9 protein-coding genes are annotated in these 12,951 nt (G+C 40.4%); 3 read left to right on the forward strand and 6 right to left on the reverse strand.

What is annotated here, in order from left to right; genetic code table 11:
• Positions 1–55: 55 nt before the first annotated feature.
• The 3 genes from leuC to dnaB form a co-directional block, all read right to left on the reverse strand.
• Positions 56–1,450, reverse strand: coding sequence for a 3-isopropylmalate dehydratase large subunit (gene leuC / locus H6A34_RS01360; RefSeq protein ID WP_205102989.1), 1,395 nt, complete (start codon positions 1,448–1,450; stop codon positions 56–58).
• A gap of 66 nt (positions 1,451–1,516) precedes the next feature.
• On the reverse strand, positions 1,517–3,013 hold the full coding sequence (locus tag H6A34_RS01365) for a 2-isopropylmalate synthase (RefSeq protein ID WP_205102991.1): 1,497 nt from the start codon (positions 3,011–3,013) through the stop codon (positions 1,517–1,519).
• Between the two features lie 624 nt (positions 3,014–3,637).
• A complete protein-coding gene (gene dnaB, locus H6A34_RS01370; RefSeq protein WP_021947463.1) occupies positions 3,638–5,137 on the reverse strand; it encodes a replicative DNA helicase in 1,500 nt (499 codons plus the stop codon).
• Between the two features lie 145 nt (positions 5,138–5,282).
• Between dnaB and ispE the strand changes: the two genes are divergently transcribed.
• The 3 genes from ispE (at position 5,283) to H6A34_RS01385 (ending at position 7,652) form a co-directional block, all read left to right on the forward strand.
• Positions 5,283–6,110 carry a 4-(cytidine 5'-diphospho)-2-C-methyl-D-erythritol kinase gene (gene ispE, locus H6A34_RS01375; RefSeq protein ID WP_205102992.1) on the forward strand — a complete coding sequence of 276 codons (828 nt, stop codon included), beginning with the start codon at positions 5,283–5,285 and terminating at the stop codon, positions 6,108–6,110.
• 14 nt (positions 6,111–6,124) lie between these two features.
• Positions 6,125–6,634 (forward strand): NUDIX hydrolase, encoded by a 510-nt coding sequence (locus H6A34_RS01380; protein WP_239480717.1) that lies wholly within the window; start codon positions 6,125–6,127, stop codon positions 6,632–6,634.
• Between the two features lie 145 nt (positions 6,635–6,779).
• Positions 6,780–7,652, forward strand: a complete 873-nt coding sequence (locus tag H6A34_RS01385) for a sigma-70 family RNA polymerase sigma factor (RefSeq protein WP_021947460.1) — start codon at positions 6,780–6,782, stop codon at positions 7,650–7,652.
• Between the two features lie 86 nt (positions 7,653–7,738).
• Here H6A34_RS01385 and H6A34_RS01390 read toward each other — a convergent pair whose 3' ends face one another.
• The 3 genes from H6A34_RS01390 to H6A34_RS01400 all read right to left on the reverse strand — a co-directional run bounded on the left by H6A34_RS01390 (position 7,739) and on the right by H6A34_RS01400 (position 12,950).
• Complete coding sequence (locus tag H6A34_RS01390) at positions 7,739–9,730, reverse strand: ComEA family DNA-binding protein (RefSeq protein WP_205102994.1); 1,992 nt, start codon at positions 9,728–9,730, stop codon at positions 7,739–7,741.
• A gap of 476 nt (positions 9,731–10,206) precedes the next feature.
• Complete coding sequence (locus tag H6A34_RS01395) at positions 10,207–11,625, reverse strand: glycoside hydrolase family 57 protein (RefSeq protein ID WP_205102995.1); 1,419 nt, start codon at positions 11,623–11,625, stop codon at positions 10,207–10,209.
• Between the two features lie 53 nt (positions 11,626–11,678).
• Entirely contained in the window at positions 11,679–12,950 is a 1,272-nt protein-coding gene (locus H6A34_RS01400; RefSeq protein WP_205102997.1) for a glycosyltransferase family 4 protein, read from the reverse strand.
• Position 12,951: the final 1 nt, after the last annotated feature.

Here is a 12,951-nt window from a genome sequence, read left to right on the forward strand (position 1 = left end):
CTTATGTCATGTTGACTTACCTATTTGTTTATTTATGTAAATATTCATTTTATATTTACATAAAGTCTCTCGGATCTGTTATACATCCTGTTACTGCTGCGGCAGCCGCGACAAGCGGACTTGCCAGTATCGTACGCGCACCTGGGCCTTGCCGTCCTTCAAAATTGCGGTTACTTGTAGACACGCAATATTTTCCTGAAGGAACTTTGTCGTCATTCATTGCGAGACAAGCAGAGCAACCAGGCTGACGTATGGTGAATCCTGCATCTGCAAGAACTTTGTCAAGACCTTCATCCTTGATTTGCCTGTCAACAGCCCATGAACCTGGAACGAGCCACGCAACAACGTTTTCCGCTTTTTTACGTCCTTTGACAATCGAAGCAAAGGCTCTGAAATCCTCGATACGGCCGTTCGTACATGCTCCAAGAAATACATAATCAATAGAATGTCCAAGTAGCTTTTCGCCAGGCTTAAATCCCATGTAGTCAAGTGATTTCATGAAAGAAGATTTCCCGCTTTCTTCTATATCCCCAATAACAGGGATACTTTCCGTTATTCCGATACCCATGCCAGGATTTGTGCCGTAAGTTATTCTTGGTTCGATATCTGCAGCATCAAACGAGAGTTCCTTATCAAACACAGCATTTTCATCACTCTTTAATGTCCTCCAATATGCGACAGCTTTATCCCATTCAGGGCCTTTCGGGGCATAATCCCTACCCTTCAGATATTCAAATGTTGTTTCGTCCGGTGCTATAAAGCCTCCTCTTGCACCCATCTCGATAGACAGATTGCATAACGTAAGGCGACCTTCCATTGACATATCCTTTACTACCTGCCCCGAATATTCGACAAAGTATCCTGTCGCTCCGGATGTAGTAAGCCTTGCCATCAAGTATAGAGCGACGTCTTTAGCCGTCACCCCACGTCCAAGCTTTCCGTTTATGGTTATCCTCATTGATTTCGGCTTTTGCTGCAATATGCATTGCGAGGCCATAACCATTTCCACCTCGCTTGTACCAATACCGAATGCTATTGCTCCTACGGCGCCATGCGTGCTTGTATGAGAGTCGCCGCAGACGATGGTCATACCTGGTAATGACAGTGCTTTTTCGGGACCGACAACATGAATTATACCATTATTTTTATCCATCATGCCGTAGTATGCCAATCCAAAATCTTTAGCGTTTGCCTCGAGCGTCTCGACCTGTTTTCTTGATACGGGATCTTTTATTGGCTTATCCTGGTCGTGAGTTGGTGTATTATGGTCTGGCATGCAAAAAATTTGCTTGGGGCGAAAGCATTTCAGTCCTCTTTCACGAAGTCCTGCAAACGCCTGCGGAGACGTAACCTCATGGCAATAAAGACGGTCTATGTAAAGTTGCGTAGGGCCGTCGTCAACAATCTGAACGACATGTTTATCCCAGATTTTGTCAAAAAGAGTGTTCATATCTGATTTTGTAATTATAATCCTTTAAGGAAATGAGGCCGGTATGCAACACAACCTCGTTGCTGTTTACTTAAATTTGTTTATACAATCAATATATGCTTCAACCGAAGCTGTAACGATATCCGTATTCGCGCCGAATCCGTAATACACGTTTCCGTCATACTCGACCTGCATGTGAACCTTTCCGATATCGTCAGATCCTTTGCTGATAGCCTGGATGGTAAATTCCTTAAGCGTCATTTGTTTCTGAATAATCTTCTTCAGAGCTTTGATGGCGGCGTCTACAGGACCGTTGCCCGTTGATGCTTCCTCAAACTTTTGGCCTGAGATGTCGAGCCCTATGCTTGCAACACTCTTAACCCCCATGCCTGTAGTGACTTGCAGGAAATCAAGTTTTACAGAATGTGCTTCAGCCCTGTCTGCCCCTGCAAGCATGAGAACGTCATCATCTGTTATCTCTTTTTTCTTGTCGGCAAGCTTCAGGAAATTCTGGTATATATCATCTATTTTTTTCTCGTTAGCTATGTTAACACCCAATACGCCAAGGCGGTATTTTAACGCAGCCCTGCCGCTGCGTGCCGTAAGTACGATGGAATTATCGTCAAGACCAACGTCCTTAGGATTCATGATTTCGTATGTATCGACGTTTTTGAGCACACCGTCTTGATGGATTCCGCTTGAATGCGCAAAGGCATTGCGCCCGACAATTGCCTTGTTCGGTTGTACTGGCATATTCATCAAACTGCTTACCATACGGCTTGTGGGGTATATTTTCGTCGTGTTTATGTTAGTTTCGATATCAAGATACTTGTGGCATTTCAGTATCATGGCTATTTCCTCAAGTGACGTGTTGCCCGCGCGCTCGCCGATACCGTTTATTGTTACCTCAACCTGTCGTGCACCGTTAAGCACGCCGCTAAGGGTGTTGGCCGTGGCCATTCCCAAGTCGTTGTGGCAGTGGGTGGAGATTATGGCTTTGTCTATATTGTCGACATGTTCAATAAGATATTTTATTTTATCACCATATTCAGCAGGAAGACAGTAGCCGGTCGTGTCTGGTATGTTTACCACTGTTGCGCCAGCCTTGATAACAGCCTCGATAACCCTTGCCAGGTACTCGTTGTCAGTGCGTCCTGCGTCTTCCGCATAAAATTCGACATCCTCTACATACTTTTTAGCGTATTTTACGGCGGCTACGGCGCGTTCTATTATTTCATCGCGATTGCTGTTGAACTTATATTTAATGTGCGAATCGCTGGTTCCTATTCCTGTATGTATGCGTTTGTGCTTGGCATATTTAAGCGACTCGGCCGCAACGTCGATATCTTTCTCTACGGCGCGCGTCAGCGCACAGATTGTTGGCCATGTAACGGCCTTGGAAATTTCTATTACCGAATTGAAATCGCCAGGGCTGGATATAGGAAAACCGGCCTCGATCACGTCTACTCCCAGCTGCTCAAGTTGTTTGGCCACTTGTATTTTCTCAACTGTGTTAAGCTGACACCCGGGCACCTGCTCGCCGTCCCTAAGTGTTGTGTCAAAAATGAAAAGTCTGTCGCTCATCGTTCTGTTCGATTTATATATTATATGAAAAAACCTTTCGCACCCGGAAGTGAGAAAGGTTTATAACATCAGCACACACATGTCAAAACACAACCTTACCACTTCCGCCTTTGTAACGAAGTCGTAGAATAATAATGCCTGATATGTTAATGCTATATATCATGTTCTTTTTATGTTTGCCATGCAAAGGTAAAGATAAATATTAGAATACGCAAATAAATCGTTACTTTTTTATTTAAAAATCTTTCAATTTATTGCTTTTGTTGTTTATTTATGGATAAATATTACAGTCCTCGGCTATTATTGGCCGACTATTCTGGCTTTATTGTCCTTGCGGTAAACATTTAAAGAAAAGTAAATCATGGCCTTTTACATTACGAAAGACCATGATTTACACAACAAAAGGCCGTATTTCGCGGCACGATAAATGGCTTTTTGCAAAATGGTTGACAGTTAATAACCTGAATAGCCTATGCCAAGAACAAAACACATATTGTCAAATAACTGAATGTGACAATGAAATATCTGGTTTGTTAATATTGGATATGCTGGTAAAAACAAAAACAACGTTGCGCAGGAATCGGTTATAGCGCAACGTTGTTTATTACTAATTGTATATAAATATTAAAAAGGTAGAGGTCCGTCCGCTCCGATTGGGCCATCATAAGGAGGGGGCAGCGTTATGTCATCACCACCATTAATCCTTGAGCCGATAATCTCACCGGAACCAAATGGTGACGCGCCTGCGTCTGACGGATTCTCGAATCGTGTAAATTCGCCCCTGAAGTTCAACAAAACGTCTCCTGTGCCGCCCTTACGGTGCTTGGCGATGATAATTTGTGCTTTGCCATGCAAGTCGTTTCCCTTTTCGTCTGTAAAAATCCTGTAATACTCAGGGCGGTGCACAAAAAGCACCATATCGGCATCCTGTTCTATCGCACCAGACTCTCTAAGGTCACTTAATTGAGGGCGTTTTCCATCCGGCCCTTCTCGTCCTTCAACGGTACGGTTGAGCTGTGACAATGCCAAAACAGGAATGTCAAGCTCTTTTGCAAGGCCTTTCAGTGAACGGCTGATGGTAGAGACTTCCTCTTGGCGACTGCCGAACCTGGCCCCATTGGCGTTCATAAGCTGTAAGTAGTCTATCATTATCAATTCAACTCCCTTTTCTCTAACCAACCTTCGCGCTTTCGTCCTTAACTCGAATATTGACATACCCGGCGTGTCGTCAATATAGATTGGAGCGGCTTGTAGGCGACCTACATTCTTGTCAAGCCTGTTCCATTCATCGTCGTCAAGCTGACCGTTGAGGATTTTCTTGCCTTCTATTTCGCACACATTTGATATCAAGCGGTTTACCAGCTGAACGTTATTCATTTCAAGCGAGAAAAAAGCTATTGGCCGACCATAATCAACGGCGATGTTTTTGGCCAACGAAAGGGCAAACGACGTCTTTCCCATGGCCGGACGACCTGCAATTATAACAAGGTCGCTGCGTTGCCAACCGGCCGTATAGTCGTCAAGTTTAGTGTAACCGGTAGGTATACCGGTTAGTCCACCTTTGTTGGCCGCTGCTTTTTGTAGTATTTCTACTGCTTGCTTTACGACAGGGTCTATCTGGGTATAGTCCTGGCGCATATTCTTTTGTGACAATTCAAAGAGTGAGCCCTCGGCTTCCTGCATCAGTTCGTCTACATCGATAGTCTCATCGAAAGCCTTTGTCTCGATTACGCTGGCGAATGAAATGAGTTGACGTGCAAGATATTTTTGTGCAAGTATTTTTGCGTGATACTCTATATGGGCGGAGGAAGCCACATGCGAACTCAAGTCAAGGATATAGGCCGGGCCACCAACTTCGTCAAGAGTACCTTGGCGTTTAAGCTCCTCGGTAACGGTCATAATGTCGACCGGATTTTCTTCAAGGCTTAAGCTTTGTATTGCACGATATACTTTTTGGTTGCGCGGTTCGTAGAATGTTTCCGGATGCAACGTCTCACTTACAACTGAAAATGCATCCTTATCTATCATCAATGCACCAAGCACGATACGCTCAATATCTATTGCCTGTGGTTGCAGGTGTGCGTAGCTGTTGTCCAAAGAACGGGATTTTTTATTATCTGCCATATTGGAGGTTTGATTTTATGAACTGCAAAAATACAAATAAATCCTGTCATCTACACAATTTAATCGGATTTATGCAGTTATTAATCTATATTAATGTAAAAAGGAAATGCAAGATTTCAATCAGGCATAATATATTATTCAGAATATGATTACCTACCCTTGCGCTAAAATCAATTTGGGACTTAACATCGTCGCACGCCGTAATGATGGTTACCATGATTTGGAAACTGTTTTTTATCCTATCAGGCTTAGTGATAAATTGGATATTAAGGTGTTGAATGATTGTGACTACAATGAAGGGCAATGTGTACTGGCAATTGACGGTATAAGTATAGAAGGAGACATTAAGGACAACCTCGTGGTCAAAGCCTATAATATCATAAGACAACATTTTCCTGAAATACCACCGGTAAATATCAAACTAACTAAAAATATTCCATCACAAGCAGGGATGGGAGGCGGTTCTTCTGATTGCGCATATACAATAACAGCACTGAATAAAATGTTTAATCTCGGAATGTCAATTCCTGACATGCAATATATTGCGTCTAAAATTGGTGCTGACTGCCCGTTTTTCATCAATCCCCTTCCTTCGTTTGCTACAGGGATAGGTGAACATCTAAGACCTATACATCTTGACCTTTCTCAATACTACATTGGCATTGTGAAACCACAGGTTATGATAAGTACACGAGAGGCTTTTGCACATGTCACGCCGCAAAAACCTACAAGATGCTGCCTGGACATCATTGAAGGGCCGATAGAAAGCTGGCGTTATGAATTGGTTAATGATTTTGAGAATAGCATAGCGGAAATATATCCGGAGATTGCTGTTCTTAAACAACGACTTTATGACATCGGGGCCATTTATGCATCAATGAGCGGAAGTGGAAGCGCATTGTATGGTATATTTAAACATTGCCCCCGGAACTTTAATTCATCATTCGATAAATGCTTTACCGCAATAGTATAACTGTAAGATTCTCAATGGATAACAAGAAAGAACTATTGCCTGTTGTAGATGAGTCAGGTAATATTGTAGGAAAAGTTGAAAGAGGGATTGCGCATAACGGTTCAAAAATACTTCATCCAGTTGTTCATCTACATGTATTCTCTCCTGAAGGATATATTTATTTACAGAAGCGTCCGGACTGGAAAGACGTTCAACCCGGCAAATGGGATACAGCTGTTGGAGGACACATCGATTACGGTGAGGATGTTTCTGAAGCATTGAAAAGAGAAATTTATGAAGAATTAGGTATAAATCAATGCAAGATAGAAAAACTTGGATATTATGTTTTTGAAAGTGAAATAGAAAAGGAGCTGGTGTACGTAAACAAGACTGTTTATTCAGGAATAATCAGGCCGGATATTCATGAACTTAACGGTGGGAAATTTTGGAAAAGAGAAGAAATTTTAGATTGTATCGGGAAATGTATATTTACGCCTAATTTTGAACATGAATATTTAAAATTTTTCGCTGCGAATAATTCTTAAGTTTAATCTATAAATATTAAAAATACTGAAAATACAGTGTATATTATAACAATGTATTGATATTTTTCGTAATTTTGCACCGTTTTTAGAGATAATATTTGCTATCAGATTAGTAATCAGCAACTTACATTTTTAAGGCAAACAGATGAGACAATTAAAAATTCAAAAAAGTATTACCAACCGCTCCAGTGAGGCTTTAGACAAATATCTCGTTGAAATCGGACGTGCTCCCTTGATATCAATAGACGAAGAAATTGAATTAGCACAGAAAATAAAGAAAGGCGGTCCTGAAGGTGAAAGGGCAAAAAATAAGTTGGTAACGGCCAACTTGCGTTTCGTTGTGTCTGTTGCAAAACAATACCAGCATCAGGGGTTGACGTTGACGGACTTAATCGACGAGGGTAATATAGGTCTTATCAAGGCGGCCCAGAAATTTGACGAAACACGAGGATTCAAATTCATTTCATATGCTGTGTGGTGGATTCGTCAAAGCATTTTGCAAGCGATAGCAGAGCAGAGCCGTATAGTACGACTGCCTTTAAATCAAGTTGGATCTCTCAACAAAATCAATCACGAAATAAACAAGTTTGAACAAGAAAATCAACGCCATCCTTCAGTGTCTGAGTTGTCGGAGGTGACAAAGCTTGATGAGGAAAAAATAGGTCAGTCATTGGCTGCAGACGGCCATCATGTAAGTATTGATGCTCCATTTCAGGATGGTGAAGATAATTGCATGCTTGATGTAATGCCAAGTGGTGATGACAGTCGTACAGATAGAGCTGTAGACCATGAATCGATGGCTCTCGAACTTAACACAGTACTGAGCAAGGTTCTGAAAGAACGCGAAATAACAATAATTCGTGAGTGTTTTGGTATTGGATGCCATGAAAAAGGCTTAGAGGAAATTGGAGATCAACTAGGTCTCACAAGAGAGCGCGTAAGGCAAATCAGGGAAAAAAGCATTGCTAAGCTGCGCGAAAGCGGTAATGCTAAAATCTTGATGAAGTATCTTGGATAGAATGATAAGTTGAAATATAAAAAGGTGCAACAATTTAATTTGTTGCACCTTTTTATTTATAAACAGCATTTATACATTTTTTATAATTACAATTTAAACCTGACTTGTAATTCCACATCCGTAGCCGAAGAGCCATAAATCTGTTGATAGCCGCTTCCAATTGTATTACGGTCAAAATACTTTGTTGTCCCAATTTTTGCCATAATCGTTATGATTTTCGAAAAATTTGATGTCGCCAATAGCGAACATCTCAAGCCGTTTCCATAATATGCAGGAAAAGAGAAAGAGTACAGCATACCACGTTCGTAAGAATACATGCGGCTGTCATAATCATCAGTGTTGAAATATCCAAGTACAGCAGTTATACTGAACATTTTTTTCACTTTAAGACTTACATTTTGACTAATCATCCATCCTAAACTTTTATCTTTATAGTCAACATACGAGACATCAGCCTGACTCTTGCCACTCCACGTTCCATCATTGTACGCAACGGACAATCTACCGCGGTGTTCATTTTTATATATTAATCCGGTTTTGTTATCGTTGTCACGTTCCCTCATCTTAAACCTATAACGTAAAGCAAATGCCCATTTGCCTGGAGTATAATTCATTTGTACTAGATTGTCGAATGAATGTGAACTGCCAGAGGCTTGGTATTTTGGCCACGCGAAATATGCGAAATCACTATAAGCCATAATATTCATTGTTGGAATTGGCCGCCAATTTACACCTAAATATATGCCACTTTCATTCTGTACTGCTCCACCCTCGCTAAAACTTTCAGAAAATAGAGAATAATACTTGAACGAATAAAAACGTTGTAATGCCAGTATATCAAAATTGTCGGTCACGCTATAGCTAAGTGTGTTGATTGTTGCTAAGGCATGACATCCTCCTGTCGCAGTTTCTCCACTGAATGAAATTTTATGGCCTGTGTATCCATAATTTATTCCGACATTATAAAAATTTTTACCATGAGCATAGTGCTTTCTGTAAACAACGTCACTTTTGGGCTTAAGAATTTTGTCAAGTGATACATATATGCTTGTTATCCCGGCATAAAATCCTCCAATTCTGTAATCAACATTTCCACCAATAACAAAATGTGAGGAATTGTTTTTCTTGGATAGCTCAGTTTCAGTGCGGTGATACCCTGAATTTAAAATCGTTGCAATCGTTCCGTCATCTTTATTCAGTGTTGCATCAAACTTACGGTAAGAAATGAACGCGCTGACATCCAATCCTTTAGTGGCATTAACGGTAATTGCAGCACCCTGTAGGTAGTTTCCATCAGACCTGGATGCATGCGGCCGGATATTACTACCACCACGTCCTAAGGACGATAGTGCCGCAAGTTTACCGAAAGCAAAATTGTTATTTATAACCAGTCCTATTCCAAATCTGGCACGATAACGTCCTAGCACAAAAGTTTTTATGCGCCCGAGTTTTTTCAGCACAAAATAAAACGAATAGAAATCATAGCCCATACTATTCTTTCCAGCGAAAAAAGGTTCGCCCGCATCTTGAGCGCCAATTATTCCCAAACGGACATAATCACCATATGTAAAATCGTACCTTATGCTGTGCTTGTATTGATAACCGACATATCCTTCTTTATCGCCTTTTCTTGTATATAAAGGTATTTTGGCTGTTCCAATAATGTCATGTTTACCATATTTAATTATGTTGTCAAGCTTAGGAAATCCTTTCTTTTTTATATTTCCGGCATACGTGAAATAAAATAATAGTCTCCGTTTAAAATAATCCAAATCACGAATCATCGCCAATTCTCCAAGCGATTTCATAGGTCCATATCGATAAAGGTATTCACAGATATTCTCCACGTCCTTGGCCGTCAGGAATGGTAATTGCTCAAGATCTTCACGAGTTGCCGTATTTATGTTTATCGGATTTTCTTCCAAATCACATAACATGTCAAACGATGTTTCCCAAGAAGCAGACTCTATGTCTTCAAGTTCGCCCAGCTGATATAAATACTGTTCCCATTCATGTTGCTGTCCATAGGCTGACATAAATATGAATGCGCCGAATATTATTAAAGAAAAATGTTTCATGGTAGATTAGTTTTATCCATTGGCATTTCTGTCTGACAGTTCATTCATCCTGTGACGGCAGTTTTTTACTGCTGTTATGAAATACAAAAGTAACTAAATTTTTCGATAACACAAAAATTAGTAAATACTAACTTTTAAATTTTATATATCAACACGGATAATTTAAAATTACTAAAGTAAATTTCATAAAAAGGCATATAACTTCATCATAAACCGTGTTTTGCCCAACCAAAAGCCGCATTTCATGACGCAAAACATCATTTATTGCAATTCTTTCTTCATAATTAAATGAACCAACAAACGTAATTAATTGTTATACAAGAAATTATATATTGAGAGAGTAATTAGCCCAAGCAGGATGTAAGGCTTTCACAAAGATGATACGATTTATTATGTCACTGGTATTTGAAATAACAAAACCGGCGTACTGCCTGGATGACAATACGCCGGTCGGGTTCTGATAATATTAAGTTTTATTATTCAGGCTTTGCGTCTTCGCTTTTTTCTTGTGCCTTTGCTGCGGTGGACTTTGATGATGTTTTACGAGTTGAAGGAGACTTGGTTTTCTCGATTTTTGCCTTCAATTTTATTTCGGCATTCTGCATCTTTTCAACTTTTGCCTTGAGGCGGACTATTTCCTTATCCTTCATCTCAATTTCATCACCTTGATTCTTAATGGTTGTTAACAACGAGTTAAGTTCATCATTATCAATTTCTTCAGGATATAATGAATTGACACGATTTATGAAATCACCAAGAATGTTCATATAATTTGTAAAAGCATCAAATGGTGAACTGTAAATGCCGCGGTCAAGCCCCACATTTGACGGCTTGGTTGTCATGAAACGGAAGTTATTGCTTGCCTGCAGATAATCCCAATCCAGATTAATACGCGGGTCGTTGGCTATGCGTACACGGTCAGCCACGCTGTATAACTTGTTAAATGCTTCACGTTGCATCGGATTGCCTAGCCAAGAACTTACGTCACGCTCTTCGTCAACCCATGACAATGTATCAGGAACATCAAGATTGCCAACGCTGTTCATCTTCAAACATATTTCAGTCGGGGTAGAGAACGTAATACCCTTTTCTTTTGCAAAATGCGGTAATGCTTTGATAAAGTCAAGGATATTTGAAGAAAGAGGTTGGGCAATACCTAATGCAGACAATTCCATAAAAATGTTTATAACCTGCTCATTATCAGGCAATGCCGCAATTCTATTAACGTAATTATCCGCAAATAATGGATACCCGTCCCAATCGCTGTTGTTGAAACGTAGACTTATATCGTCACTCAAGTCTACATCCCTTAACAATAGTTTAAGGTTTGGAGCTATCGCACAATTATATACATAATGAGGAGATTTCCATCCTAAAACGTGCTTGGCACCTTCAGTGAGCATGCCTTTAAAGCCCATAGCAGCGGCTTGGCCACCAATGTCATCACTATAGATTAATGATGAATTTCTGAGGACTGTCGGTTTTTTACCGAAATATTCCTGCATCTTTGCGGCTTGCTTTTTAACGTCCTCAGCAAAAGTCGTTTCGTTGACAAGAGAAGAGAGGCCATGTGAATACGGTTCTGCCAGGAATTCCACACAGCCCGTCTCATTCAATTCTTGCAGCTTTGAGATTACTTGTGGAGCATGCATTTCAAGTTGTTCCAATCCAACTCCTGAAATAGAGAATGCCACTTTAAAATATTGACCATTATTCTTTATCATTTCGAGAAATGCATCCAAAGCGGGCATATATGAACGTTCAGCAATATCGCTAATGCTGCGTTCATTCTCGTAGTCATCATAATAATAGTGGTCTGTACCTATGTCAAAAAAACGATAGCGTTTAAGATGTATAATCTGGTGTATTTCAAAATACAAACATATTGTTTTCATTGTAGTATTACTTAAAGTTATTGATATTTACTATAAATTATCTGCGCCGCTTTTTATTTTCTTAATCCGAGTGTGCGCTCATAAAGTTCACGGATCCACAATCCGACTTTCTCCCATGTTATTTGGTCTACCTCTCGCTTACCTTCGGTCTGGAGATAATTGAACAAGCTGTCGTTGTGGCAGATAGAATAGATTGAATCAGCCAAGGCGTGTATGTCCCAATAATCAACTTTTATGCAGTTGGTTAATATTTCTGCACAACCACTTTGTTTTGATATAATGGTCGGCGTTCCGCATTGCATTGCTTCCAAAGGTGATATTCCGAAAGGTTCACTAACAGACGGCATTACATATACATCTGAGTCTTTCAAGCATTCATATACTTGTTTTCCTCTCATAAAACCTGGGAAATGGAAACGGTCCGCAATGCCACGTTCGGCAGCCAAATAAATCATGGCATCCATCATATCTCCGCTTCCAGCCATGCAAAAACGGACATTTCTTGTACGGTGAAGCACCATATTGGCGGCTTCAACAAAATATTCAGGTCCCTTTTGCATCGTTATACGGCCTAAGAACGTAACGATTTTTTCTTTGTTTGTATGATCTGGTCGTGGAATGTCTTGCAACTCTTGCCGCAAAGGATATACGGCATTATGGACAGTAAAGCATTTACGCGGATCTTGATGATACTGGTTAATTACAGTTTGTCTTGTTAGTTCACTCACGCACATTATGCAATCTGCGTTATCCATTCCGTCTTTTTCAATAGAATAAACGGTTGGATTAACATGTCCGCGGCTACGGTCAAAATCAGTTGCGTGTACATGAATGCATAACGGCTTGCCACTCACTTTCTTGGCATGGATACCGGCTGGATATGTAAGCCAGTCATGTGCATGTATAATATCAAACTCCTGTTGACGGGCAACTACACCTGCTACAATTGAATAATTGTTTATCTCGCTGTGGAGATTGTCCATATATTTTCCGGAAAATTCAATGCAACCCAAATCATTGACCAACATGTAATTGAAGTCAGCATAAATGTGGTCACGCATTTTGTAATACAATTCCGGACTTATTACATTTCCAATACGGCTTTTCACATAGTCGTAGTCAACGTCACGATAGACGATTGGCACGGCATTCATGGCAATGATATTAAGGAAGCTTTTATCTTCATCGCCCCAAGGTTTGGGTAAACAGAAAGTTATTTCCATGTCGCCCTGTTCGGCTAATCCCTTGGTTATACCATAACTTGCGGTTCCTAATCCTCCAAGAATATGAGGAGGATACTCCCAACCAAACATTAATACTTTCATA

Origin of the sequence: Marseilla massiliensis, from assembly GCF_016899855.1 — a bacterium.
GTDB lineage: Bacteria > Bacteroidota > Bacteroidia > Bacteroidales > Bacteroidaceae > Prevotella.

Coding starts and splice junctions, on each gene's coding strand:
- leuC (WP_205102989.1), bottom strand. CDS start 1,450: ATGAACACTCTTTTTGACAAAATCTGGGATAAACATGTCGTTCAGATT.
- H6A34_RS01365 (WP_205102991.1), bottom strand. CDS start 3,013: ATGAGCGACAGACTTTTCATTTTTGACACAACACTTAGGGACGGCGAG.
- dnaB (WP_021947463.1), bottom strand. CDS start 5,137: ATGGCAGATAATAAAAAATCCCGTTCTTTGGACAACAGCTACGCACAC.
- ispE (WP_205102992.1), top strand. CDS start 5,283: ATGATTACCTACCCTTGCGCTAAAATCAATTTGGGACTTAACATCGTC.
- H6A34_RS01380 (WP_239480717.1), top strand. CDS start 6,125: ATGGATAACAAGAAAGAACTATTGCCTGTTGTAGATGAGTCAGGTAAT.
- H6A34_RS01385 (WP_021947460.1), top strand. CDS start 6,780: ATGAGACAATTAAAAATTCAAAAAAGTATTACCAACCGCTCCAGTGAG.
- H6A34_RS01390 (WP_205102994.1), bottom strand. CDS start 9,730: ATGAAACATTTTTCTTTAATAATATTCGGCGCATTCATATTTATGTCA.
- H6A34_RS01395 (WP_205102995.1), bottom strand. CDS start 11,625: ATGAAAACAATATGTTTGTATTTTGAAATACACCAGATTATACATCTT.
- H6A34_RS01400 (WP_205102997.1), bottom strand. CDS start 12,950: ATGAAAGTATTAATGTTTGGTTGGGAGTATCCTCCTCATATTCTTGGA.